This is a genomic window from Tamaricihabitans halophyticus (assembly GCF_004340875.1).
Lineage (GTDB): Bacteria > Actinomycetota > Actinomycetes > Mycobacteriales > Pseudonocardiaceae > Tamaricihabitans > Tamaricihabitans halophyticus.
Genome location: NZ_SLXQ01000001.1, coordinates 155,634 through 179,842 on the forward strand (window position 1 = coordinate 155,634; position 24,209 = coordinate 179,842).

Annotated in this window: 23 protein-coding genes; 6 read left to right on the plus strand and 17 right to left on the minus strand. The window is 65.7% G+C overall.

The genetic code is table 11. The features are described 5' to 3' along the window. Positions 1–39: 39 nt before the first annotated feature. The 6 genes from EV191_RS00725 to EV191_RS00750 form a co-directional block, all read right to left on the minus strand. Entirely contained in the window at positions 40–1,221 is a 1,182-nt protein-coding gene (locus EV191_RS00725; protein ID WP_132874849.1) for an ABC transporter ATP-binding protein, read from the minus strand. Between the two features lie 7 nt (positions 1,222–1,228). Continuing rightward, positions 1,229–2,071 (minus strand): carbohydrate ABC transporter permease, encoded by an 843-nt coding sequence (locus EV191_RS00730; protein WP_132874850.1) that lies wholly within the window; start codon positions 2,069–2,071, stop codon positions 1,229–1,231. Beyond that, positions 2,071–3,021 carry a carbohydrate ABC transporter permease gene (locus EV191_RS00735; RefSeq protein WP_165912772.1) on the minus strand — a complete coding sequence of 317 codons (951 nt, stop codon included), beginning with the start codon at positions 3,019–3,021 and terminating at the stop codon, positions 2,071–2,073. The genes EV191_RS00730 and EV191_RS00735 overlap by 1 nt, the downstream gene beginning before the upstream one ends. Beyond that, positions 3,018–4,346, minus strand: a complete 1,329-nt coding sequence (locus EV191_RS00740) for an ABC transporter substrate-binding protein (protein ID WP_132874852.1) — start codon at positions 4,344–4,346, stop codon at positions 3,018–3,020. Before EV191_RS00740 ends, EV191_RS00735 begins: the two co-directional genes overlap by 4 nt. 361 nt (positions 4,347–4,707) lie before the next feature. After that, positions 4,708–5,223 carry a general stress protein gene (locus EV191_RS00745; protein ID WP_132874853.1) on the minus strand — a complete coding sequence of 172 codons (516 nt, stop codon included), beginning with the start codon at positions 5,221–5,223 and terminating at the stop codon, positions 4,708–4,710. A gap of 121 nt (positions 5,224–5,344) precedes the next feature. Continuing rightward, entirely contained in the window at positions 5,345–6,541 is a 1,197-nt protein-coding gene (locus EV191_RS00750; protein WP_132874854.1) for an acyl-CoA dehydrogenase family protein, read from the minus strand. Positions 6,542–6,681: 140 nt separating this feature from the next. Between EV191_RS00750 and EV191_RS00755 the strand changes: the two genes are divergently transcribed. Further along, a complete protein-coding gene (locus EV191_RS00755; protein WP_132874855.1) occupies positions 6,682–7,095 on the plus strand; it encodes a DUF4190 domain-containing protein in 414 nt (137 codons plus the stop codon). A 13-nt stretch (positions 7,096–7,108) separates the two neighbouring features. Here EV191_RS00755 and EV191_RS00760 read toward each other — a convergent pair whose 3' ends face one another. Beyond that, the gene (locus EV191_RS00760) at positions 7,109–7,987 is read right to left on the minus strand and encodes a slipin family protein (protein ID WP_132874856.1); all 879 of its coding nucleotides are present in this window, start codon (positions 7,985–7,987) and stop codon (positions 7,109–7,111) included. A gap of 131 nt (positions 7,988–8,118) precedes the next feature. Beyond that, on the minus strand, positions 8,119–9,078 hold the full coding sequence (locus tag EV191_RS00765) for an HpcH/HpaI aldolase/citrate lyase family protein (protein ID WP_243658671.1): 960 nt from the start codon (positions 9,076–9,078) through the stop codon (positions 8,119–8,121). A gap of 144 nt (positions 9,079–9,222) precedes the next feature. On the opposite strand from EV191_RS00765, the gene EV191_RS00770 reads away from it, so the two are divergent. Both EV191_RS00770 and EV191_RS00775 read left to right on the plus strand, forming a co-directional pair. Next, positions 9,223–10,395: an Mrp/NBP35 family ATP-binding protein gene (locus EV191_RS00770; protein ID WP_424565416.1), complete on the plus strand. Its 1,173-nt coding sequence runs from the start codon at positions 9,223–9,225 to the stop codon at positions 10,393–10,395. Positions 10,396–10,438: 43 nt separating this feature from the next. After that, a complete protein-coding gene (locus tag EV191_RS00775; RefSeq protein ID WP_132874857.1) occupies positions 10,439–11,167 on the plus strand; it encodes a hypothetical protein in 729 nt (242 codons plus the stop codon). An 8-nt stretch (positions 11,168–11,175) separates the two neighbouring features. Here the strand turns inward: EV191_RS00775 and tatB are convergent, their stop codons facing one another. From tatB to sigE, 4 genes are all read right to left on the minus strand, one after another. Beyond that, the gene (gene tatB, locus EV191_RS00780; protein ID WP_132874858.1) at positions 11,176–11,604 is read right to left on the minus strand and encodes a Sec-independent protein translocase protein TatB; all 429 of its coding nucleotides are present in this window, start codon (positions 11,602–11,604) and stop codon (positions 11,176–11,178) included. Positions 11,605–11,680: 76 nt separating this feature from the next. Next, positions 11,681–13,231, minus strand: a complete 1,551-nt coding sequence (locus EV191_RS00785; protein WP_132874859.1) for a S1C family serine protease — start codon at positions 13,229–13,231, stop codon at positions 11,681–11,683. 122 nt (positions 13,232–13,353) lie between these two features. Continuing rightward, a complete protein-coding gene (locus EV191_RS00790; RefSeq protein WP_132874860.1) occupies positions 13,354–14,010 on the minus strand; it encodes a zf-HC2 domain-containing protein in 657 nt (218 codons plus the stop codon). Further along, a complete protein-coding gene (gene sigE, locus EV191_RS00795; protein WP_424565430.1) occupies positions 14,007–14,606 on the minus strand; it encodes an RNA polymerase sigma factor SigE in 600 nt (199 codons plus the stop codon). Before sigE ends, EV191_RS00790 begins: the two co-directional genes overlap by 4 nt. Positions 14,607–14,936: 330 nt before the next feature. Here sigE and EV191_RS00800 point away from each other — a divergent pair, with 330 nt between their 5' ends. After that, the gene (locus EV191_RS00800; protein ID WP_132874861.1) at positions 14,937–15,593 is read left to right on the plus strand and encodes an O-methyltransferase; all 657 of its coding nucleotides are present in this window, start codon (positions 14,937–14,939) and stop codon (positions 15,591–15,593) included. Here EV191_RS00800 and EV191_RS00805 read toward each other — a convergent pair. Beyond that, entirely contained in the window at positions 15,590–16,405 is an 816-nt protein-coding gene (locus tag EV191_RS00805; protein WP_132874862.1) for a S1 family peptidase, read from the minus strand. The two genes, EV191_RS00800 and EV191_RS00805, sit on opposite strands and share 4 nt — an antisense overlap. Before the next feature lie 162 nt (positions 16,406–16,567). Beyond that, positions 16,568–17,797, minus strand: a complete 1,230-nt coding sequence (locus tag EV191_RS00810; protein WP_243658673.1) for an MFS transporter — start codon at positions 17,795–17,797, stop codon at positions 16,568–16,570. A gap of 63 nt (positions 17,798–17,860) precedes the next feature. On the opposite strand from EV191_RS00810, the gene EV191_RS00815 reads away from it, so the two are divergent. Next, positions 17,861–18,781: a LysR family transcriptional regulator gene (locus EV191_RS00815; protein WP_243658674.1), complete on the plus strand. Its 921-nt coding sequence runs from the start codon at positions 17,861–17,863 to the stop codon at positions 18,779–18,781. Positions 18,782–18,907: 126 nt separating this feature from the next. Next, a complete protein-coding gene (locus EV191_RS00820; protein WP_165912773.1) occupies positions 18,908–19,435 on the plus strand; it encodes a GtrA family protein in 528 nt (175 codons plus the stop codon). Here the strand turns inward: EV191_RS00820 and EV191_RS00825 are convergent. Genes EV191_RS00825 through EV191_RS00835 form a run of 3 tightly spaced genes read right to left on the minus strand, consistent with a single transcriptional unit; the run spans position 19,359 to position 24,182 of the window. Beyond that, positions 19,359–21,668 carry a glycosyltransferase gene (locus tag EV191_RS00825; RefSeq protein WP_341539586.1) on the minus strand — a complete coding sequence of 770 codons (2,310 nt, stop codon included), beginning with the start codon at positions 21,666–21,668 and terminating at the stop codon, positions 19,359–19,361. The two genes, EV191_RS00820 and EV191_RS00825, sit on opposite strands and share 77 nt — an antisense overlap. A gap of 5 nt (positions 21,669–21,673) precedes the next feature. Further along, positions 21,674–22,645: an NAD-dependent epimerase/dehydratase family protein gene (locus tag EV191_RS00830; RefSeq protein WP_132874864.1), complete on the minus strand. Its 972-nt coding sequence runs from the start codon at positions 22,643–22,645 to the stop codon at positions 21,674–21,676. 10 nt (positions 22,646–22,655) lie between these two features. Further along, a complete protein-coding gene (locus EV191_RS00835; protein ID WP_132876050.1) occupies positions 22,656–24,182 on the minus strand; it encodes a leucyl aminopeptidase family protein in 1,527 nt (508 codons plus the stop codon). Positions 24,183–24,209: the final 27 nt, after the last annotated feature.

The following is a 24,209-nucleotide window of genomic DNA, read 5'->3' on the forward strand; positions in this document are numbered from 1 at the left end:
TCTCCCGGTGCGGGCTTGGCGCACCGGGAGAGCGACTTACTAACCCGTGTAGGTGAGGTTCGCGCCGCTGGACGGATCGAACAGCAGCACCTTGTCCGGGTCGAACCAGATATCGCAGGCCGCGCCCTCCTGCGCCGCCGAGGCCGCGGACAACCGCGTTACCACCTGCGAACCGGACTCCGGCACATCCGAAGCACCAGCATCCACGGCCAGCTCGGCCAGCTCACTGGATTCCGCCTGCTTGCCTTCCACGGTGAAGTACGCGTACTTGTCCGAGCCCATCGACTCGAGCACGTCCACCTGCGCCTGGAAGGTGACCCCGGTCGCCTTCGTCGCCTCGTCGAGCAACGCGGCGTCCTCGAAATGCTCCGGCCGGACACCGACGATCACGTCCCGCTGCGCCTTGCCGCCCTCGAGCACTCGCCGCAACCGATCGGTTAGCGCGATCTCACCAAGCGAGCTGGCCAGCTTGTTCTCCGCCAGCGTCGCGGGGAAGAAGTTCATCGAGGGCGACCCGATGAACCCGGCGACGAACAGGTTCGCCGGCTGCTCGTAAAGGAACTGCGGCGAGCCGATCTGTTGCACGAAACCACCGCGCAGCACCACGACGCGGTCGCCAAGAGTCATTGCCTCGGTCTGGTCGTGCGTCACGTACACCGTGGTCGTACCGAGCTGCTTCTGCAATTTGGACACCGAGGTACGCATCTGCACGCGCAACTTTGCATCCAAATTAGACAAAGGCTCGTCCATGAGGAACGCCTTCGGGCTACGCACGATCGCCCTACCCATGGCAACCCGCTGCCGCTGACCACCAGACAAGTTGGACGGCTTGCGATCCAGGTGCTGGGTCAGGTCAAGCACCTTCGCCGCCTCGTCCACCTTCTGCTTGACCGTCGCGTCCGGAACCTTGGCCAGCCTGAGCGGGAAGGCCATGTTCTCCCGAACGCTCATATGCGGGTAGAGCGCGTAGGACTGGAAGACCATCGCGATATCCCGATCCTTCGGCGCACGCTCGTTCATCCGAGCACCGTCGATCCGCAGCTCGCCAGAGGTGATGTCCTCCAGTCCCGCGATCATGTTCAGCGTGGTCGACTTCCCACAGCCGGACGGCCCAACGAGAATGATGAACTCGCCGTCCGCGATATTGATGTCCACTTCGGATGCCGCGATCGCGCCATCAGGGTAACGCTTGGTTACCTTGTCCAAGACGATTTCAGCCATGATCCACCTAGCCCTTCACGGCGCCGGAAGTCAGCCCAGCGACGATACGGCGCTGGAAGAACAGTACGAACAGGATAATCGGAATCGTGATCACCACGGCTGCCGCGGAGATCGTGCCCTTCGGGTCCTCGAACTGCGAGGCGCCGGTGAAGAAGGAAAGCGCGGCAGGCACGGTACGCGATGCCTCGGTTGACGTCAGCGAGATCGCGAACAGGAAGTCGTTCCAGGTCAGAATGAAGACCAGGATCGCCGTGGTGAACACACCGGGCGCGGCCAGCGGCGCGATGACCTTGCGGAAGGCCTGTGCGGGCGTAGCTCCGTCCATCTTGGCCGCTTTCTCCAGCTCCCAAGGGATTTCCTTGAAGAACGCGGAGAGCGTGTAGATGGCCAAGGGCAGCCCGAACGTGACGTACGGCAGGATCAAGCCTGGCCAGGTGTCGAACAGGCCAAGCGCACGCTCGATCTCGAAGAGCGGGGAAACCAAGGAAACCTGCGGGAACATCGCCACCAGCAGGGAAACCCCGATCAGTACCCGCTTGCCGGGGAAGTCCAGCCTGGCTATCGCGTAGGCGGCCATCGTACCGATCACCACGGCAATGAACGTGGAGATCAGCGCGATGCCGATCGAGTTGAACAGCGCCCGGACGAACTCGTTCGTCTGGAAGATGTCCACATAGTTCTGGATGGACCACTCGCGTGGAATGAAATTCCCGTCGTTCAGTGTCTCCTTCGACTTGAACGAGAGCGAGACAATCCACAACACCGGAACCAGCGCGTAGACCACGACCAGCAGGTCCAGAAAGGACCATTGGATTTTGCGGCGAGTCGTCGCCACACCGATCATCGCCATCAGCGCCGCCCCCCGTCGTCGCTACCGGGCGCGGCGGTACCGAAGCCCTTCACGAAGATGAACGCGATAATCGCGACGGTGATGAAGATCAGCACCGACATGGTCGATCCAATACCAAGGTTCAGCCCCTGAATCAGGTTGTTGTAGGTCGATACCGATACCGAGCCGGTCTGCTGCGCACCATTGGTCAACACGAAGATGTTGTCGAAAATGCGGAACGCATCGAGCATCCGGAACAGCAACGCAACGAGGATTGCCGGTTTCATCACCGGCACGATCACCTTGATGAACCGCTGCCACGGGCTGGCGCCATCCACCGAGGCCGCCTTGACCAGGTCATCTGGCACCAGCGCCAGACCCGCCATCAGCAGCAAGGCCATGAACGGCGTGGTCTTCCACACCTCGGCCAGCACGATGATGCCGAAGGCCGGCATCCGCTCGGTCAGCAACGCCGCCTCCGGCGCGAGCAACTGCGCGAGATACCCGGTGTCCGGGGTAAACGCATAGCGCCAGGAGAACGCGGCCACCACGGTGACAATCCCGTACGGGATCAGCGCCACGGTGCGGATCAGTCCGCGAGCCACGATTGTCCGGTGCATGATCAGTGCGAGCGCGAAGCCGAGCACGAACTCCAGCGCCACCGATACGGCCGTGAGGCCCATCGTGACCCCGAACGAGGTCCACCAGTACGGGCTGGACAGCACGGTGATGTAGTTCTCCAGACCGATGAATTCGGTCTGGCCGGGGAAACGCAGGTCGTAGCGCTGCAACGAGAGCCAGACGGAGTAGATGACTGGCCAGGCGGTAACCGCGAGCATCACCAGCGCGGCAGGGGCACACAACAGCAGACCAAGCCGACGCTCGGCCCGCTTGCCCTCACTGAGCTGCTTCTTCCCGGCTGGCGCGCCCGTGTCCGGATCGGCCGTACTTGCGGCCACCTCCGTTGTCACGGCAGGACTCCCTTCGATTCAAGGGCATCAGTGATCTCGGAACGCAGTCGCTCGGCCGTCGCCTGCGGATCAATCGAACTCGGCGGGGAGAGCACGGTAGAGATCACTGTGGACACGTTCTGATACGCGGGGGTAAGCGGGCGGACACCCGGTTCCTTCAGCGCATCCAGGATCGTGTCCTTCATCGGATAGGCGGTTTCCATATTCGGGTTGTCGTCGCCGGCCGGCTTACTCGGATCGATCGGCTCCGGATCGTTGTAGACCGACTCGATCGTCGGCGGCACGCCGTCGGACACCGCGGAGAACTTCTGGTTTTCCGCGCTCCGCAGGCACAGGGCTGCTTCGAAGGCTTCCGGCTGGTGTTTCGAGTACGAGCTCACCGCGAGGTTGTAGCCACCAATCGTGGACCTGCTCGGCTCGCCAGCGGTCGCCTCCGGGAAGCGCGTCCACTTCATGTGCTCGGCGCGCTCCGGGTTGCCCTCCTGCATGGCCGGATACACGAACGGCCAGTTCAGCTGGAAAGCGGCCTGGCTGCCCTTCGCTTCGAAGGACAGCCGGGTCTCGTCCTCCTGCGCGTTGGTCAGCCCTGGCGCGGTGATCCCAGCGGTGGTGAGCTCGTGGAGGATCTCCAGCGCACGCACGGCGCCCTCGTCCATCTCCACGGAAAGCCCGTCATCACTGAGGATCTGCCCGCCGGCGGACTCGGTGATCGAGTTGTACATCGAGACCAGACCTTCGTACTGCGCCCCGGTGAAGACGACCTGGTAAGGCTTGCCCTGCTGCTTCAACCGCTTGGCTGCCGCGATCACCTCGTCCCAGGTTTCCGGCGGCTCCGGGGTAAGGCGCTCGTCGTACCACATCAACTGGATGTTGGTGTTCTTTGTCGCGGCGTAGAGCTTGTCCTGCCACATGGCCGTCTCCAGTGGCCCCGGCAGGACACCTTCTTCGGCCTCAGCCTTGTTCTTGCCGGTCCACTCCGCCGCCCAGCCGGCCTCGGCGAACTCGGCCACCCAGGTGACATCCAGCCCGAGCACGTCCATCTCGTCGTCTTCCGCGGCGAGCCTGCGGACCATCTGCTCGCGCTGACCGTCCGCGTCCCGCGGCAGCTTGTTGTAGACGATCTGGTAGCGGCCGTTGGCCTGCTCGTTGCAGTTGTCCACGACGGTCTGGAAGTTTTCCTCCGGCGCGTAGTAGACGTTGATCGTCTTGCCCGTCTCCGAACCACATGCCGCCAGCACCGACGTGGCGACCAGCGCCACCCCCAGTGTTACGAGCGGTCGGCTCCGCGAGCCAGCACCACGACCAACCCGCCTGGTACTGCCCATTGATCCAGTCTCCTTCCCAGCATGCACGCCGGGATCCAGCCGGACCTGACGGACCGCGAACACCCCGCACCCCAACGTGCCCCGGTCGATGTGCCCCACGCCACACAGGCACGCCGGTGGTGTGCAACTTAAGCCCGGCTACATCCGCGTGACAAGCAGCGCATCGACGAATCATGTAACGATTCAGGAGAAGTTTAGAGTGTGTATGCAAGTCCACCGCAAAGGTGGACGGAACTACGGCGTTCGGGTGAGCCACGCGGGCACGACGCTCCACGATTTGGCGTCCACCGAACCGCAATCTTTAAGGATCTTGCGGTTGAGCGGGCGCCAGGGTGACTCCGCGTGTTCGCGTTCTTTAAGGTTAGCGAGGCCGCATGGCGAGTTTGGCGAGCAAGTCACGGCCCTGTTCGGCATTGCGCGGCTGGCAGAGCACGTCGTAGCGGCCGGCGACCAGCTGACTCGCCGAGGAGAAGTCCCTACGCCCCTTGGTCGATGCGTAGCTGACCGCGGCGAAGATCAGCCCGAAGACCACCCCGGTGCCAAGGCCGACCAGGATCGGTCCGAAGGTAATACCGCCTTCGGAACCGAACATGCCAAGCAGCAGGCCAACGAACAAACCGAACCAGGCACCGGAGATCGCGCCGGTGCCAAGCACCTTTCCCCAGGACAGCTTGCCGAGTACCCGCTCAACCAGCATCAGATCGACGCCGACGATGGTGACATCCGTAACGGCGAACTCGTTGCTCGCCAGGAACTCGACGGCGCGCTGCGCTTCCTCGTAGGTGCCGTACGAGCCAATCGGCCAGCCGGTAGGCGGTGTAGGCAGCTGTGGCAGGCCCTGGCCCCGCCGACCGGGTCCGGAAAACGCGCTGGTCACAGGATCACCTCTGGGCTCGGGTCCAACCATTCCCCGCCGCGCCGGAAGCCGGGGAGACTGTCCCTATCCTGCCAAGTGACCCTGGACCGCGCGAACCCGGCAGGCACCGCGACCCGAGCAGCTACGAGCGGCTGCGATATTCGCGCAGCAAACCCCTGCTGATGATCGTCTTCTGAATCTCGCTGGTGCCTTCACCGATGAGCAGGAAGGGCGCCTCGCGCATCAGACGCTCGATCTCGTACTCCTTCGAATAGCCGTAGCCACCGTGAATCCGGAATGCTTCCTGGGTCACTTCGGCGCAGTACTCACTGGCGATCAGCTTGGCCATCCCGGCTTCCACATCGTTGCGCGCTCCGGAATCCTTCAGCCGCGCCGCGTTCACCATCATCAGATGCGCCGCCTCGACCTTGGTTGCCATCTCCGCGAGTTTGAACGCGATGGCCTGGTGCTCGGCAATCGGTTTGCCGAAGGTACTGCGCTGTTGCGCGTAATCAATGGCGAGTTCGAAAGCCCGAATCGCGATACCGCAGGCGCGCGCGGCGACATTCACCCTGCCGACCTCGATACCGTCCATCATGTACGAGAATCCCTTGCCCGGCTGACCGCCGAGCACCTTGTCCGCGCCGATCCGGTAACCGTCGAAAAAGGCCTCCGTAGTGTCCACTCCCTTGTAGCCCATTTTGTCGATCCGGCCGGGAATCGTCAGGCCGGGCGCGACCTCGCCATAACCCTCGGGCTTTTCCACAAGGAACGTGGTCAGGTTCTGATGCGCTTTCTCCGCGCCCTCGTCGGTACGCACCAACAGGGCGATCAGATTCGAGGTACCACCGTTGGTCAGCCACATCTTCGAGCCATCGATGACGTAGTCATCGTCGACCCGTTTCGCCCGCGTTTTGATCGCGGCGACATCCGAACCCAGATCCGGCTCGGACATGGAGAAGGCGCCCCGAATCTCGCCGGTGGCCATCTTGGGCAGATAGTACCGCCGCTGCTCCTCGGTGCCGTGGTTCTTGATCATATGCGCGACGATGAAATGCGTGTTGATCACGCCGGATACGCTCATCCAGCCGCGCGCGATCTCCTCAACGGCCAGCGCGTAGGTGAGCAGGGATTCACCGAGACCGCCGTACTCCTCGGGGATGGTAATCCCGAACAGGCCCATTTCCTTCATGCCCTCGACGATTTCCGCGGGGTAGGTGTCCGCATGCTCGAGCTCATTGGCCTGCGGAATCACTTCCTTGTCCACGAATTCGCGTACCGTGGCGAGAATTTCGGACTGGACGTCGGTAAGGCCGGGGGTCTGCGCAAGGCGAGCCATGGAACGTTCCCTCTCGTCGCTGCGGGCGAGCTACCCTGCTCGCCATCGAAATTACTTTGGAGTATGCATCGAGTTAACGTCCGTTCGCGCTATGAGTGTGCTCACCCGCGGGTACAGTGCCGGCAGGGAGGAGACATGCGATGAGTGAACCGTCACACGACCAGGGGCTTGGCAGCCAGCCGCAGCAAGGCTATCCGGGGATGCCGCCGCAGTACCCGATGCCGCAGTACCCGCCGCCGCAGTACCCACCGCAGCAGGGCGCCCCGATGTACTACCCGCAGCAGATGTACCCGCCGGTCCGGACGACCAACACGCTGGCGGTGGTGGCGCTGGTCATGGTGTTCGTCTTTCCGCCGCTCGGCATCGTGTTCGGCGCCATCGCCCGCAAACAGATCAACGAAACCGGGGAGGACGGCCAAGGGCTTGCTACCGCAGGGTTGATCGGCGGAATCGTGGTGACGGTGCTCTACGTGCTGCTTGTCGTGCTGATGTTGCTGATGTTCGTCTGGCTGGCGGACACCGTCAACGAGGTCGGGCGCACGACTGCCACATAGCTGTCGCGGCGAGTCAGGTGCCGGACATCGGTTCGGCTTGCCGTTGCTCTGGCGCGGCTGGCTGCCCGTTCGGCGAGCCAGTTTCGGTCCCCGCGTGGTCGTCCTCGCTCGCGTTCGCGGCCTTGGTCCAAGCGTCCAGGCCCACCGTGGCGTGATCGAGGAAACGCAGCAGTTCGACGGGGAACGGCAGCACCAGTGTCGAGTTCTTCTCCGCCGCCACGTCGACCACCGTCTGCAGTAGCCGTAGTTGCAACGCGGCCGGCGTGCGCTCCATGCGCTCGGCGGCCGTGGCCAGTTTCTCGGAGGCCTGTAGTTCGCCCTCCGCGGCTATCACCCGTGCCCGCCGGTCCCGCTCGGCCTCCGCCTGGTGGGCGATCGAGCGCTTCATTCCTTCGGGCAGCGCGACGTCCTTGATCTCCACGCGATCGATATGCACGCCCCAGCTCACCGCCGGACTGTCGATCATCAACTCCAGGCCCTCGTTGAGCCGCTCCCGGTTGGCGAGCAGGTCATCGAGGTCGCTCTTGCCAATGATGGACCGCAGTGAGGTTTGCGCGACCTGGCCCATGGCGAACCGGTAGTCCTCGACGTTCACGATCGCCCGACGTGGGTCGACCACGTTGAAGTACACGACGGCATCCACCCGGACCGTGACGTTATCCCTGGTGATGCCGTCCTGGGCGGGTACGGGCATGGTGACGATCTGCATGTTGACCTTACGCATCCGGTCGATGACCGGAACGATCAACGCCAGTCCTGGCTCGAGTGGCGCGCTGACCACCCTGCCGAGCCGGAAGACGAGCCCTCGTTCGTATTGTTTGATCACACGGATACTGGACGCGGCGAGCGCGGCGACGAGCGCGCCAGCTCCGATCAGCAGCTCTACCAGCATGACGGCTCCCATATAACGGGAGTTCCATGGTACGCGCGATCCCCGCCGTCCGAAATGCCCGAAGCATCGCACGCTGCGTCACCCCACTGGGTGACCCCGCGTGACCGCGTTCTTTAAGGTTAGCGAGGGGATTAGTCCTGGGGTGGTGTCCAGACGTCGGTGCGGGTCATCCCGGCGACCCGCCCCTTGCCAGCGACCACCAGCGCCATCTTCCGGGAAGCCTCGTCGATCATCTCGTCGCCAAGCATCGCCGAGCCCTTCTTCCCGCCCGCCTCGGAGGTGTAGTAGTCGTAGGCGTCCAGGATGTTCTCGGCGTGGTCGTAGTCCTCCTGGCGCGGGCTGAACAGTTCGTTGGCCGCGTCGATCTGACCGGGGTGCAGCACCCATTTCCCGTCGAATCCGAGCGCCGCGGAACGGCCGGCCACGCGCTTGAACCCTGCCACGTCCTTGATCTGCAGGTAAGGACCGTCGATCGCCTGCAGGTCGTTGGCCCGCGCGGCCATCAGAATGCGCATCAGGATGTAGTGGTAGGCATCGCCGACGTCGTAGCCGGGCGGCTGTTCCCCGACGACGAGCGATTTCATGTTGATCGAAGCCATGAAGTCGGCGGGACCAAAGATGATCGTCTCCACCCGCGGCGAAGCCGTGGCGATAGCGTCCACATTGATCAGTCCCTGGGCGTTCTCGATCTGCGCCTCGATGCCGATCCGGCCGACCTCGTAACCATTGGCCTTCTCGATCTGGGTGACCAGCATGTCCAATGCCCTGACCTGCTCGGCGTTCTGCACCTTGGGCAGCATCAGGCAGTCCAGGTTCGCGCCCGCGCCCTCGACGACCTCAACCACATCGCGGTAGGTCCACTCGGTGGTCCAGTCGTTCACCCGGACAACGCGGGTCTTGTTCGCCCAGCCGCCCTCGTTCAGCGCGGCGACGATGTTCTTCCTGCCCTCCGGTTTGACCAGCGGGGCACAGGCGTCCTCCAGATCGAGGAACACCTGGTCGGCTGGCAGTCCCTTCGCCTTCTCCAGAAAACGCGGGTTACTACCCGGCACGGCAAGACATGAACGACGCGGGCGCTGGCTTTCCACCACGAGGGACCTCCTTGTTACCCGACCAGTTACCACTGGGTACGCGAACAGCATGTTTGCACGTAAGCGCACGGCGCCGCCATGAGCTGCGGTACCTGTCACATCGGGCGATCCGTAACATGGTGGCGAGGAAACCGCACACAGCCAATGAACAGGTCGGTGCACCAGATCGTGACGAGCACACAGGCAGACCAGCAGCTCCCCAGCACGGACGCGGTCCGCGAGGCGCTGGCCGGCGTCGAAGACCCGGAGATCCACAAGCCAATTACCGAACTCGGCATGGTGCAGGACATCTCGGTGGGCGAGGACGGCCACGTCCAGGTCGAGGTGCTACTCACCATTGCCGGCTGCCCACTGCGCGAGAAGATCACCTCGGATGTCACCGAGGCGGTCTCCGCGCTGGCCGGCGTGCACAGGGTGTCCGTCAAGCTGGGCGTGATGACCGAGGAGCAGCGCGCGGAGCTGCGCAAATCGCTGCGCGGCGACACGGAAGAGCCGGTGATCCCGTTCGCCGAGCCGGGTTCGATGACACGGGTGTACTGCGTCGCCTCCGGTAAGGGTGGGGTGGGCAAATCCAGCGTCACCGTCAACCTCGCGGCCTCCATGGCACAACGCGGAATCTCGGTCGGTGTGGTGGATGCCGATATCTACGGCCACTCGGTGCCCAGGATGCTCGGCGCGACCGGCAAACCGACCAAGGTCGACACGATGATCATGCCGCCGCAGGCGCACGGCGTGAAAGTCATCTCGATCGGGATGTTCACCCCTGGCAACACCCCCGTCGTCTGGCGCGGGCCGATGTTGCATCGCGCGTTGCAGCAGTTCCTCGCCGATGTGTTCTGGGGCGACCTGGACGTGCTGCTGCTCGATCTGCCCCCCGGCACCGGAGATATCGCGATCTCGGTGGCGCAGTTGATCCCGAACGCCGAGCTACTGGTGGTGACCACGCCGCAGCAGGCGGCCGCCGAGGTGGCCGAGCGGGCCGGCGCGATCGCGTTGCAGACCAGGCAGCGGATCTCCGGAGTAATCGAGAACATGTCGTACCTGGAGGCGCCGGACGGCAGCCGGATGGAGCTGTTCGGCTCTGGCGGTGGGCAGATCGTCGCGGATTCACTGAGCCACTCGGTCGGCGCGGATGTGCCGTTGCTCGGCCAGGTTCCGCTGGATCCCCGACTGCGCGAGGGCGGCGATGCCGGCGAGCCGTTGGTGCTGAGCGAACCGGAGGCACCGGCCTCGGTCGTGCTGCACGATGCCGCGAAGAAGCTGTCCACCCGTGCGCGGGGTCTTGCCGGCCGAATGCTGAACGTTTCGCCCGCGTAGTGGCGTGGCCGGCTAGAACCCTTGCCGGCTACGCTCGCCGGCTATGACCAGCACCATCATCTGGGTATCGATCGGGCTGATCCTGGTCGGGATCGTCGTGGCTGCCGCGATATCCGTTCATCGCGACGGCAAGCGCGACAAGATGATCGAACAGCTGCCGCCGATCGACATGTCCGGAACGAACTGGCAGCGCATCGCCGCCGATCCGGGCATGTTCCTGGTGTTCAACCGGTTTCGTGGGTTCTGGGCGGAACCTGAGCCGGAGCTCGACAAAGCCCGGCCCGATCCGCGGGACGGCGCGGTGTGGCTGGCGGACAGTTCCGGCAAGGACACGGTGATCAAGGATGCCTGGCGCGCCGAAGTACGCGGCCAGCACATCATTTCCTTCACCTATGCCGAACAGCTCTCGTTGTACCAGGTCGCGGCGGTCCGGCTGACGCATCCGCGGCCCACTCTGGTGGTCTCCACGGAGAACGTGGTCTCCCGGCTGACCAGGGATCTACAGCTGGAGAGCCTGGACTTCAACACCGAGTTCAAGATCGCGACCAGCAATGCGCGGTTTGCCTACGATGTGCTCTGCCCGCCCGTCATGGAGTTCCTGAAGCACGATCCGCGGTCGCGGTACTTCACGCTGGAGATCGACGGACAGCATGTGCGGGTGTCTCAGCAATACTCGGTGCGAGTGCAGAAGCCAACCAGCCAGATGCAGCAGGCGGTGGCCGATTACCTGGTGCAGATCATGACCAGGGTGCCGGCCTTCGTCTGGCGCTGACCAGCGGGTTAAGTGGCGTCCGGGTCGACAGGTGGTTTCTCGCCTGGCGGCAGCGGCTCGGATCGCTGGCTCTGCGGCGCCCCGTTCGGCTTCTCGGTACCCGTGTCCCGCGAACCGTTGCCGTTGCTGCGCATATCGCGGTCGAACTCGCGCATCCCGAGCGGGTCCTCGTCCCCGTCGAACAGATGTTTGGCGACCGCTCGCTTTGGGTCCATATTGCGCAGCTGCCGCAGGTCCTGGATAGGTTTGCGGAACTCTTCGAGATCCGTGCCTACCTCGGAGTTCAGCTGGTCACGAGCACCGGTGGCGAACTCACGCACCTTACGCACCGACCGTCCCAGCCACGCGGCAGCGGTCGGCAACCGCTCAGGACCGAGAATGAACAGCCCAGCCACAATCAGGATGAGAAACTCACCCCAGCTCACGCCATCAAACACGTGCGGGTACCTCCCGGGCTCCGAGTGCGCACCGCCTGCGTACAGGATAGCGGTCGACGTACCGATACAGGTTACGTCAGTCTGACCCCAGAGTGGCTTCCACGGTCAGCTCGCGCCCACCGCGTACCAACGCGATCTCCACGTCATCGCCGATCTCGTTCTCCCGTACCGCGACGGTCAGCTCGGCCGCATTGCGCACCTGCCGCTCAGCAACCCGGGTGATCACATCGCCTTCCTCGATGCCGGCCTTACTCGCCGGACCATCCCCGCGCACGCTCTGCACCTGTGCGCCCTCGGAACTGCTCGCGGACACCGACCGCGCGTTCACGCCAAGATCGGCGTGTTTGACCTCGCCATTGGCGATCAGTTCTTCGGCGATCTTGTTTGCCTGATCGATCGGGATGGCAAAACCAAGCCCGATGCTGCCGCCCTGGCCGCTTTCCCCGCCAACGGTGCGAATCAGCGAGTTGATCCCGACCAGTGCACCGCTGGAATCGACGAGCGCGCCGCCCGAGTTACCCGGGTTGATCGAGGCGTCGGTCTGGATCGCGTCGTAGACGACAGGGGGTTCACCGTTCTCCCCCGGGGCGGTCACCGGTCGTTGTACCGCGCTGACGATCCCCTCGGTGACGGTGTCCGCCAGACCGAAGGGCGAGCCAACCGCGACCACCCCGTCGCCGGGCTGCAATTCCGCTGAACTGCCGGACTGGATCACCGTAGGGTTGGTCACGTTGACCTTGATCACCGCGAGGTCGGTCTTCGGGTCGTTACCGACAAGCTGCGCTTCGGCCCTGGTGCCATCCCGGAAGACCGCGAAAACCTTCGCGTTCTCGCTGTCCACAGCCGAGGCGACCACGTGGTGGTTGGTGATCACGTAGCCATCCCCATCGATGACCACGCCGGAGCCAACCCCACCGCCGTCCCCGGACTTCACCTCGATGGACACCACCGCCGGCGCGACTCGCGCGGCGATATCGGCTACCGAACCCTTCGCGCGCTCCTTACCCGGTTCCACATCGGCGAGGGTGACGCTGCGGTTCAGATCGTTGCCCATGGTGGCGAACCACCAGCCGATCCCGCCGCCAACCGCACCGACGGCGAGCGCGATCACGCCTAAGAGCACCAGCGCACGAGTGCGTACCCGCTGACCGAACAACACCTCACGCAGGCTGAGCTGGGCACCCTTCGGGAGCGGCGCATCCGACTCCGCCTCGGATTCGCCGCTCACCGCGGGTGCGCCGAGGCGCGCGCCGGAGCCAGGGTCGCGCCACGGATTCGCCGTACCGTTTGGCCCTGACCAGAGCGGGTCCTCGAGCTCGGCCGCGTCGGAGTCCGCACCCGGCGGCCGTTGCAGGCTGGTTTCCTGGTCCGCGCTGGTGCGGCCGAACGCAGCGGCCAATGCTTCGGGCGGCGGTGGGGCGAGCCGGGGCTCGGTGTTCAGCCGACCGTTACCCGCGCGCACCGGATCGAAGGAGCCATCGATGCCACGGGGTCGACCGAAGACGGATGCCTGGTTCGGGTCGACCGAGGGTCGGTCGAGCGGCCGTGGCTGAACCCGCCATGGTTGGTCGGATTCCCCGGGCGTCGGCTCGGCACCGCCCGGATTGTTCGCGTTCGACTCGGTCATCGCTCCCCAGCGTCGCAGATGGCTGATTCAGCTCCGCTCAGCCTGCCGGTATGCCGGTTAAATACGCGTACACCGCATCCGGGAAACGCACATTACGTGGTCAGCGGACCGACAACGAACGCTCAGGGCACCTCGCTGAACGCGGCCTGCAGCATCTCCACGCCACCGGTGATCGCCGGGCGCAGGCTGGCGGTCGGATCACCGCCCTGACCACCTACCTCGGCGCTGGTGGTCACCAGGGCAAGCGCGCCAAGCACCAGGCCGGAGACCACTACGCCGGCACCCTGGCTGCCCCGCCGGGCGACCCGACGCGCGGAGAACGCGCCGTCGGCTGGACTCATGCCCGAGGTACCCAGCGGCGCGCTGGACCCCATCGGCGACGAACCCATAGGCGAAGAACCCAGCGGCGCAGAACCAAGTGACGCGGCGCCGGACCCGAGTGGCTGCCCCGAACCGAGCGCGCCCGGCCGCTGCACGGCCACCAGCTGCCCGTCCTCGGCAACCGCCAAGCCATCCGGCGAGCTTGGCACCTCTTCGCGCTGCGGAATCGCGCACAGGTTCGCCAGGAAATCCGGCGACATCATGGGCGCGGCGGCACCGCGTACCGCACCACTGGCTTGCCGCTGCGCGCGCACCTCGGCGGCACAGGCCGGGCAACCAGCAACGTGTGCGGACGCCCTGTCCTGGGCGGACGGGCTCAACTCACCGTCCACGAAGGCCACGATGGCGTCCGGAAGTAAATGGGTCTGCGGCAGACTCCAGCCGCGCAACTCCGTCATCGGGCCGTCTCCAACCGCTCGGCCCGGTTGCGCTCGAGCGCGACACGCAAAGCCTGCCGTCCTCTGTGGATTCGACTGCGCACGGTGCCCAGCTTGACGCCGAGCGTCGCACCGATCTCCTCATAGGACAGTCCCTCGACGTCGCAAAGCACGATCGCGGCGCGGAACTCCGGCGGCAGCTCGTCCAGCGCCGCCTGTAGATCGGGATCAAGGTGGGTGCTCGCGTACACCTGCTCGGGGCTCGGGCCGTCGCCAACCAGCCGATCGGTGTCCTCTGGCAGCCCCTCCCAGCGCAGCCGCGACCGGCGACGCGCCATGTCCAGGAACAGGTTGGTAGTGATGCGGTGCAGCCAGCCTTCGAAGGTGCCCGGTTTGTACGAGGCGAGCGAGCGGAAAACCCGGATGAACGTCTCCTGAGTCAAGTCCTCCGCGTCGTGCTGGTTACCGGAAAGCCGGTACGCGAGGCGGTAGACCCGATCGGCGTGCTGCCGGACTACCTCGTCCCAGGAAGGCGGCGTCCAACCAGCTTCACCCGCTTCGGTGGCGAAGTCGGTGGCCGTGGTCACGGTCTGGCTGCTCATCGAGTGGGTGGACACCTCCTGCTCAAGGACCTGCTCGCCGGCGTGCTCAACGTCCTCGCCGCGCGCTGGTCTCGGCCCGCTGCCCTGTTCAACGCTCTTGTCGTGTCCGTTGTTCCCCACTGCTGGCCCGCTCCCCTACCCGACTCTGGTTCCCCTGGAGCTTGAAAATCTCCATTGGCATAAGCTTCGGCTATCTCCTTATGGTTGTAGTGAGAGATAGCTGAGAGTGACCTGAGAAAACGCGCCTACCTTCCATCGTTCGACCGCCTGCGGCCGCTAACCTCACACACCGTGAGCCAGCATGACTCCGTATTCCCCGAACCAGGGGCAGGGCCCGGAGCACGCATGCGTGTCGAAAACTACGTCGAGGCTTTCGTGCCGGAGGACGAAGTACTCATCGACGCGCGCGCGAGAAGCGCGGAGTTGGATGTTCGCCCCGTCAGCGCCGCGACCGGCGCCGCGCTGCGCCTACTGACCAGCGTTTCGCGCGCCCGCGGGGTGGTCGAAGTCGGCACCGGCGCGGGGATCAGCGGGCTGCACCTGCTGCGCGGTATGCCCGCGGACGGCGTGCTGACCTCGATCGAGCACGATCCGGAGCTGCAACGGGCTGCCCGCAAGACATTCGTCCGGGCGGAACTACCGAGCGGCCGCACCAGGCTGATCATGGGTAGGGCGCTCGAGGTACTTCCCCGGCTCACCGACGGCGGCTACGACCTGGTCTTCCTTGATGCCACGAAGATCGAGTACCCGAGCTATCTCACCGAGGGCGTGCGGTTACTGCGGCCAGGCGGTCTCATCGCGTTCCACGACGTGCTCGACGATGGCCACGCCCCGGAGCCGACGCGCAGGGACGCCGATGCGGTGGCGCTGCGCGAGTTGACCAAGGCCGTGCAGGCCGACGCCGAGCTGGTGCCGAGCCTGCTACCAGTGGGCGCCGGTCTGCTCGTCGCGGCCAAGATCGCCGAGCAGACCGGCGCCCCGCCGGCATCGCGCTACCACTAACGTTGCGCGGCGCTACCGCCGATCTGCTCCATCAACAGGTCGTAGTAGCTGCCAACGCGGGCATACACGCCCGGCTTACCCGGTCGGGCACAGCCATCGCCCCACGAGGTCACGCCGATCAGCTTGCCACCGGCGACCATCGGCCCGCCGGAGTCGCCCTGACAGGCGTCCACACCGCCATCTGGCAGGCCGGCGCACACCATGGATTCGGGGTCGTACTCGTTGTAGCCAGCCGAGCAGTCCTCATCCGAGTTCACCGGCACGGTCGCCTTCTGCAGCACGTCCGAGGCCTGACCGCCTTCCGTGGTGGTCCCCCAACCGAGGATGGTCGAGTCGGTGCCTGCCTGGTATCCGGGATCGTCGGCCTTCGCCAGCTCGATCGGCTGCTCGGCAACCTCGCTGGCGAGGGTGAGCACCGCGACGTCCGAGCCGGTGGTCACGTTCTGGAAGTCAGGGTGCACCCAGATGTCCGAAACATCGGTGACCGTGCCTTCGTCGGTGCTCATCGTCGTCCGGCCGCTGACCACCTGGACCGCGTCCGGCTGTGCGTCCGGCACGCAGTGCGCGGCGGTGACCACCTTGTTCGGCGCCACGATCGAGCCGCCACAGAACTGGCTGCCGTTCGTGGTCAGCGCGACGGTGAATGGGTGATCGGCGATATTGGCGTCCTCGCCGCCCACGATGAACGGCGTGTTGTCTGCCGGCGGTGCCGCCGACTCGGCCTGCGCGGCCGATACGGTACCCATTCCGGCGAGCAGCACGGCCGCACCCACTCCGACCGCACGCGACGCTCGGCGTAAAACCTTGCCCATCCCGAAACTCCTTCCGGTTCCCCGACGTTTCTGCCGTTATGGCTACCCGTCGGCGGAGCCGGAAACCAGCGACCTAAGTTGTCACCCGTTCGGCCTATCGAGGCCGGATTATGCGCGCTGACCAGGGCATCTACTGGTAATCCCCGGATGGCTGGCGGGAAACTACCGACGAACGGAGGGGACCGTTTGAGGGGTTGCGCCGGACCGAGTGGACCGTTCGCGCCCACGCATGCCCAGCAGCACGCCCACCCCGGCCAGTACCAGCCATCCGGTACCGACCAGCGTCAGCGCGGTCCAGCCGAATCCGCCGTAGATCGCGCTACCCACGGAGCCGCCGATGCTCGCGCCGGCGTAGTAAGCGCACTGGTAGAGCCCGGAGGCCTGACCGCGCGCCGATTCCGGCGCGGCGGCGCCGACCCAACCACTGGCGGCCGCGTGTGCGGCGAAGAAGCCTCCGGTGAATACCAGCAATCCGAGCGCGATCAGCCAGACCACGTCCGGAATGGTCAGCATGGCACCGAGCACGGTCACCCCGAGCGCGCTGAGCAGCACCGGGGTACGACCGTGCCGCTCGGCGAGGCGCCCAGCAAGCGGCGAGCTGACCCAGCCGGCCGCATAGGCGAGAAAGACCAGCGCGGCAATGGCCGGCGCGAGGGCGAGCGGTTCGCTCGTGAGCCGGAAGCCCGCGGCGTTGTACGCGGCGACGAAAGCGCCCATCGCGAGGAAGGCGACCGCGTACTGCGCGAGCAGCAGCGGGGCACGCACGGCCAGCCCGAGCCCGGAGAGAATGGCCCGCGCGGTCGGTCGTTGCTCGGCGGCCGAGCCGGACGAACCGCGCGAGCTGGGCAGCGCACAGGCGAACACGAGCGCGCCGAGTACCGCGAGCGCGGTGCTCAACCCGAGCGCGCCACGCCAACCGAGCCAGTCGTAGCTGATGCCGGCTACCAGCCGACCGCACATGCCACCCATACTGTTGCCGGCGACCAGCGCGCCAAGCGCGACGCCGCGGCTGGTGCCGTCCAACTCCTCGGCGAGGTAGGCCATCGCGGTGGCCGGCAGTCCCGCGATCGCCAGGCCAAGCAGCACTCGTAAGACGAGCAGCGCGGGAAAGTTCGGGGCGAAGGCGCAGCCGACCGCGAGCAGCACGGCAAGGATCACCGAACCGAGCATCACCCTGCGCCGACCGATCAGTTCGGATAACGCGGCCAGCGGCACCACGCCCACGGCAACCGCGATGGTGGCGGCGCTGAGTGCCAACGAGGCGCTGCCCGGCTCCAGCTCGAAGCTGTCCGCGAGCTGCGGCAACAACGGCTGCACCGCGTAGAGCAGCGCGAACACCGCGAAGCCCGCCGAGGTCGCGGCGATTCCGATCCGTCCAGCCCGAGCAGCCACGAGAACAACGCTAAGCGACGCTAATCAATACGTCCAATACAGTAATATGCGATAATTAATGCAATGACGCATGAATATGTCCCGGACGATCCAGCCGGGTTGGCCGCGGAGCTCGCACCCCGGCTCGCGATGCTCCGAGTACTCGCGAACTGCGGGCATATCACCAAGGCCGCGGAACAGCTCGGGGTCGCACAGCCGACGCTGAGCCGGCAGCTGGCCGCGCTCGGTGAATCACTCGGCACCGAGATCGTCACCAAGGACGGCAGGGGTATCCGGCTCACCAGGGTTGGCAGGCTCCTCGGCGAAGTCGCCGACGACGGGCTCGCCGCGATCGAAGCTGGCTGCCGGCGGGTGGTCGAGGAACTCGATCCGCAGCGCGGGCATGTGGTGCTGGGCTTTCTCTCGCTGCTCGGCAGGGCCATCGTGCCGGATCTGCTGCACGGATTCCGGCAGCGGTTTCCCGACGTTCGGTTCAGCTTGCAGCAGTCCTCCCGCCAGGAGGTCCTGGACATGCTGCGCGGCAACCGGGTGGACCTGGCGATGCTGGCGCCGTTGCCAACCGAGTACCCCGAGCTGGACAGCATCGCGTTCGCCAGCGAGGAGCTGAAACTGGTGGTGCCACCCGGCCATCGGCTGGCGGCGCGGCCGGCCGTCCGCATGGTGGATCTCGCCGACGAAGACTTCGTCGGCCTGGTCCCCGGCTTCGGATTGCGCAAGATCACCGACGAACTGTGTGCCGAGGCCGGGTTCGCCGCCCGAATGGCTTTCGAGGGCCAGGAGTCGTACACGGTGCGTGGACTGGTCGCCGCCGGCCTCGGGGTGGCCATCCTGCCGAGCTCCGAGCCCGGTTCGGCGCCCGTCGCGGTGGAGATACCGATCATCCCTACGGTCCACCGGACCATCGGGCTCAGCTGGCTACGCGGGCAACGGCTCACCCCCGCGGCGCGTGCCTTCCGGGAGCACGTCCGCGCGGCCGCCCACTGACGACCAAACCGCATTCTTGAGGGATCTTGCGGTCACCGTGGCACAAACGCGACGGCAGAATTGTTATGACACGCGTTAGTGGAGTCGGTTGTTCGCCGGGATCACTATTGAGGGAAGATGACAGCTATGGCGGAAGAAGCAACCGCGAATACCGACGACACCACTGCTGACCCGGCCCAGCGCCGCGGCAGGTTCGGGATCAGCCGGAAGGTTCGCGTCACATTCATGAAATTCGCGGCCAGTTCCGCAGCGGCTACGGTGGCCGGACAATTAGTCCTAAGCTTCCTATACTGGACACACCTCACCACCGCGGGAATTTCATCCGCAATCGCATTCCTCACCGGTTCGGTGATCAACTACATCGCCTATCGCAAATGGACGTGGCAGCGAAAGGGCAGGCCGAGCCTGCGTCATGAGTTGCTGCCCTACATCGGCGTCGTGGCCATATACGGCGTGGGCACAGTGGGCATCACGAAGCTCACTCACATGTGGCTGAGCCCGCTGGTAGAAGACACCGCGTTCCGCGGCCTGCTGCTCAACGCCTGCTTCCTGTTCGCGACCGGCGTGCTCTTCCTGTTCAAGTTCTTGCTTTTGAACCGCGTGTTCGGCGAGCGCCACGGAAAAGGTAGTCCCGCAGCCACGTCCCCGTCATAGCCTTCGCGTAGTTGTAGCCGTAGACCACGTTGTTGCCCTTCTTCGTGGTCCCGGCCGAGCGAAGGTTCATCGTCATCGGCTGTTCCTTGAGCCGCGCGCCCCGCGCGAGCAGGCCAACCATCAACTCGGACGACTGATACTGCGGTTGCTGCAGCTTCGTGTCGCGGGCCAGTTCCGCGCGCATCCCACGGAACCCGAACGACGTGTCGGTGATCTTGTTCATGGTCAACACCGAGGCCATGATCGCGAACACCCTGGTGCCGAGCCAGCGCACGCTGTCCGCGGCGTGCTCCTCACCGAGCACCCTGGACCCGGTCACGAAGTCGGCCTCGTCCTCGATCAGCGGCTTGAGCAGCAGCGGTAGTTCCTCGATGTCGTACTGCCCATCGGCGTCCGTGGTCACCACATAGCGCGCGCCGTTCTGGCTCGCCAGCTGGTAGCCAAGTCGCAGCGCGGCGCCCTGCCCCCGGTTGGTCGGCGCGACACAGGTGTAGGCGCCGTGTTCCCTGGCGACCCGCGCGGTCTGGTCCTTACAACCGTCCGCGACGACAAGCACGTCCACCGCGAGATCGCAGCTGCTCGACGGCAGCCCGTCCAGCACGGGCCCCAGCCCGTCCTCCTCGTTATAGGCGGCGATCACGATCACCACCGGGGCGAACTGCACCTCGCCGTAGCGCGCGTTGAACTCGCGCAGCGCGGCCATATCCACCGGGTCGGGGAACGGGGTGAGCTTGGCCCGTTTCGGTTTCAGCGGCTGCGGTCGGCGCGCGGGGCCCATCAACGCGGTCAACCCGAGTACGCCCGCGAGCGGCAGCAACACCAGGGCTGGCAGCTGATAACGCCAGGAGAACTCGTAGACCGCGGAGCTGAGCAGCAGGGTCAGCGCGAGTCCGGTGGGCAACAGCGCGGCCGCACGGATGCCGGAATGGCGCGCCCTGGCGATCCCCAGACCGCCGATGACGCCAACCACCGCGAACACCGCGAGCAGAGTGCCCGGCGTATAGCCCATGTTCAGCTGATAGGCGCGCAGGATGCTCGCCGCGGTCTCATTCGCTTCGGGCTTTTCCCCGCTGAACTGTAGGGCCGTCTCCTCAGCCTGGCCGGGCGCGCCGAAGATCGGGTACTCGGTCTGGAACTGCCAGCGATGCAGCGGCACGTCTTCCGAGGCGCTGGTTCGGGTCGGCGCGAAGCCCTTGAGGAAGTCGCGCAGGATCCCGGTGGCCATATCGAACGGCTGCGCCTGGTATACGGCTTGCCCGAATTCTCGTTGTAGCGCCGGGATATCCCAGTCGTCGGGGAACTGCGCCCGCCATACCGGGTTACCACCGATATGCGCGTAGTGGTCAATTCCTTCCCGCTGACCAAGCGGCTCTTCCGGGCACATCGCGAGAACTTGCGGGCGAACGTCCAGCTGCTCGCAGTTCGCTTCGACCGCGGCGCGCCCGTACATCGCGTTGGTGCCATGTCCGGTGAACGCTGGGTAGCCCGTCGACACCCAGAAGTAACCGATGTAGGTGGCGAGCACGATCACGAAGCCGAGGAACCCTGCGGCGCATCGCTTCCAGATGCCCTTCCAGCCCGCCTTGCTGCGCCAGGCACCACCGACGATCACCAGGTAACCAAGTAGCGGGACGATCGTGCTGATCGAGATGACCCGGAAGATGGACGCGACGCCGAGGATCGCGCCGGCGAACACGATCCGGCGAGTGTTCGGCAGACCCCTGCCGATCAGCAGCCACATCGCGAGCACCAGCAACGCCTGCATCCAGACGTCGGTCATGATGTTCTGCTCGATCTGCAGCTGGTAACCGTCCAGCAACACGGGTGCGGTGGCGATCGCGGCGAGCCAGCGCCGGGCGCCGTGCCGCCGGGCAAGCGAGTAGATCGCCACGGCCATGCCCATGCCAACAAGATGCTGGACGAGGGTCACCAGTTCGAGGTTGCCGAACCAGAGCAGCGGGCGAAGGACGAACACCTCGTAGCCGATCGGGTTCAACCCGTCCGGCGCGAGGTCCTCGATATTGCCCAGGTAGCGGAACGAATCGATATAGAGGATGGCCGGTTGATAGGCCACCATGGTCAACACGCGCAGCGCGAGACCAAGCGTGAGCAGCGTGCACAGAATCCAATGCCGCCGAAGCATCACGCCGACGCGGCGCAGCCGCGTCTGCGGAACAACGGGTTTCAGCGGGGCGGGAGCCTCAGCGGGTCGGGCTGCCACATCACTGCTCACGGTGCTCAACCTGCCACTCGCTCACTTTGGGCGGCGAGAAAGTCCCGCCACACCGTTTCCAGACCTTCAACGAGGGATACTGCCGGCTGGTAACCAAGATCCTCTTTGGACCTCGAGATGTCCACGATAACCGCCGGCATTTCGCCAGTTTTCGCCGGCACGTGTTCAATCGGCAACTCAGCGCCAGTAACCGTGCGTACTGCCTCGATCATCTCCAGCACGCTGATCGAGTGACCCGCGCCGATGATCGCCGGGCCGGTGAAATCCTGGGTCCACGCCCGCAGGATGCCCTGCACCACGTCGTCGATATGCACGAGATCGCGGCGCTGCCCGCCATCGCCGTACACCTGGACGCCGGAACCGGCCAGCGCGGCGCGCATCATCCGCGGCACGAAGCTGTCCTTGTGCCCCATGCCCGGCCCGTAGATATTGGTGAACCGCAACGCGCAGGTCTTCATCCCGTACGCGCCGGCATAACCGGAAAGCAGCATCTCGCCGGCCGCTTTGGTGCCACCGTAGGGAGTGAGCGGCAGCAACGAGTTGTCCACCGTGATCCGGCCGGTGCCCACATCGCCGACCACCGCGTTGGTGGAGGCGAGCACGAACTTCTCGGCGCCCTTGACCCGAGCCAGCTCGAGCAGATCGTGCGTCAACTGCACGTTATTGCTGAAGGTTTCCTGCGGCTGCTCCGCGGATTTGAGTACCGACGTGATCGCGGCCAGATGCACGACGCCGGCAACATCGTCGCCGAACGCGGCTTCGCGTACCTCGGCATCCCGCAGATCGCCCTGAATGGCGACAATTTCCGAATCGTCGGTTTCGAACGGCTTCAGATCCGCGACGGTAACCGGAATGCCGTTTGCCCGAAATGCGGCGACAACCGAGCGGCCGACAAATCCCGCGCCCCCGGTGACCAGCACTCGACGGTCTTGCAGTGCGGGCGGAAACGTAATGGAAGAAGAGTTCTGCGTTGTCATCGCGGGCAATCTACCGTCTGCCATCCGAGCGGCGTGAAACGAACTCGATTAACGTACGCGCGGCAAAGCCAGTGGCGCCCGCGACCACGTCGGCATAAGTCTTCTCGGCACGTGCCGGACCGGCGATATCGAGATGCGCCCACGGCAGCCCATCGGTGAATTCGCGCAGAAAGAGCGCCGCCGTGATACCGCCGGGACCCGGCGGACACTGCCGCACGTCACCGAGTTCACCGCGCACCGCTTCCGCGCTGTCCGCGAGCAGCGGCATCCGCCACCAGGATTCGCCAACACTGGCACCAGCCCGCGTCAGCTCCTCCGCGAGCTCGTCCGTGTTGCTGAACAGCCCGCCGGTGCGCAAACCAAGGGACACCTTCATCGCGCCGGTCAGCGTCGCCACGTCGATCAGCGCGTCCGGCTTATGCCGCCGAACGGCGTAGGCAAGCGCATCGGCGAGCACCAAACGTCCCTCGGCATCGGTATTGGTGATCTCGGTGGTGGTTCCGCCGTACTGACGCACCACGTCACCTGGCCGATAGGCACCACCGGAGATCAGGTTCTCCGCGCACGGCACCAGGCCGGTCACCCGCACCGGCAGCCGCAGCTCCGCGATCGCGCGCAGCGCGGCGACTACCGCGGCGCCGCCGGCCATATCGGTGCGCATCAGATGCATGCCGTCGGCCGGTTTCACGGAGATCCCGCCGGTATCGAAGGTGATCCCCTTGCCGACGAGTACCAGGTGCCCACGCGCGCCCCTCGGTCGCCAGCTCAGCTCGATCAGCCGGGGCGGCGATGCCGAACCCCCGCCGACGGCAAGCATGCCGCCGAACCGGTGCTCGGTCAGCCAGTGCTCATCACGGATCTCGGCACGCAGGCCAGGCGTGCCCTCGGCGACCTTGCTGGCCAGCCGGGCCATCCAGTCCGGGTTCTTCACGTTGGAAGGTGAGTTGGCCAGATCGCGGGCGAGCGCAGTCGCCGAGGACTGGGCGATCGCCTCGGCGAGCGCGCCTTGCCACTGAGCCGATGGTTCGCTGGCTACCAGCCGGATCTCGCGGGTCGGCTGATCCTTGCGGTCACCACTGACCAGGTACCGGTAACCGCCAAGGCGCAGGCCGTGGACGAAGGCGGTCAGCGCGGCGGTGTCCAGCTCGGCCGGCAGCGCGATGGCCAGTACCCGTGCGACCCGCCGACCGGCGTCCCGCTCTCGCTCGGCATCCGCGTCCACCCCACGGATCAGCGCGGCGGCAGCACTACGCCAGTCCTCCGGGGTTCCCGCGCCGACACCGAGCAACCAGTTCGGCCCGCCACCGGCGAGCGGCATCCGGTGTAGCTCGCCGGCCTTACCCCGTGGCCGCAGCTCGGCGAGCCAGTCCGCGGGCAGCGCGGCGGCCTCCGGGCCATACCAGGCCGGCTGCTCGCCAGCCGAGCCCGTAGAGGTTTGCTGAGCCGTGCTGCCGGCTAGGACGACGCGGGGCACACCCCGGCCAGCCGCGGTGGCGAGCCGGACGTCTGGCAGCGAGCCGGGCACGGGCGGGAGCATCCCGTCCCGGCGGGCACGCGAACCGGA

Coding starts and splice junctions, on each gene's coding strand:
- EV191_RS00760 (WP_132874856.1), bottom strand. CDS start 7,987: ATGCTGGTAGAGCTGCTGATCGGAGCTGGCGCGCTCGTCGCCGCGCTC.
- EV191_RS00785 (WP_132874859.1), bottom strand. CDS start 13,231: ATGACCGAGTCGAACGCGAACAATCCGGGCGGTGCCGAGCCGACGCCC.
- EV191_RS00790 (WP_132874860.1), bottom strand. CDS start 14,010: ATGACGGAGTTGCGCGGCTGGAGTCTGCCGCAGACCCATTTACTTCCG.
- EV191_RS00835 (WP_132876050.1), bottom strand. CDS start 24,182: ATGCTCCCGCCCGTGCCCGGCTCGCTGCCAGACGTCCGGCTCGCCACC.
- EV191_RS00815 (WP_243658674.1), top strand. CDS start 17,861: ATGACGCATGAATATGTCCCGGACGATCCAGCCGGGTTGGCCGCGGAG.
- EV191_RS00730 (WP_132874850.1), bottom strand. CDS start 2,071: ATGGCGATGATCGGTGTGGCGACGACTCGCCGCAAAATCCAATGGTCC.
- EV191_RS00725 (WP_132874849.1), bottom strand. CDS start 1,221: ATGGCTGAAATCGTCTTGGACAAGGTAACCAAGCGTTACCCTGATGGC.
- EV191_RS00820 (WP_165912773.1), top strand. CDS start 18,908: ATGGCGGAAGAAGCAACCGCGAATACCGACGACACCACTGCTGACCCG.
- EV191_RS00775 (WP_132874857.1), top strand. CDS start 10,439: ATGACCAGCACCATCATCTGGGTATCGATCGGGCTGATCCTGGTCGGG.
- EV191_RS00800 (WP_132874861.1), top strand. CDS start 14,937: ATGCGTGTCGAAAACTACGTCGAGGCTTTCGTGCCGGAGGACGAAGTA.
- EV191_RS00755 (WP_132874855.1), top strand. CDS start 6,682: ATGAGTGAACCGTCACACGACCAGGGGCTTGGCAGCCAGCCGCAGCAA.
- EV191_RS00830 (WP_132874864.1), bottom strand. CDS start 22,645: ATGACAACGCAGAACTCTTCTTCCATTACGTTTCCGCCCGCACTGCAA.
- EV191_RS00750 (WP_132874854.1), bottom strand. CDS start 6,541: ATGGCTCGCCTTGCGCAGACCCCCGGCCTTACCGACGTCCAGTCCGAA.
- EV191_RS00770 (WP_424565416.1), top strand. CDS start 9,223: ATGAACAGGTCGGTGCACCAGATCGTGACGAGCACACAGGCAGACCAG.
- EV191_RS00805 (WP_132874862.1), bottom strand. CDS start 16,405: ATGGGCAAGGTTTTACGCCGAGCGTCGCGTGCGGTCGGAGTGGGTGCG.
- EV191_RS00740 (WP_132874852.1), bottom strand. CDS start 4,346: ATGGGCAGTACCAGGCGGGTTGGTCGTGGTGCTGGCTCGCGGAGCCGA.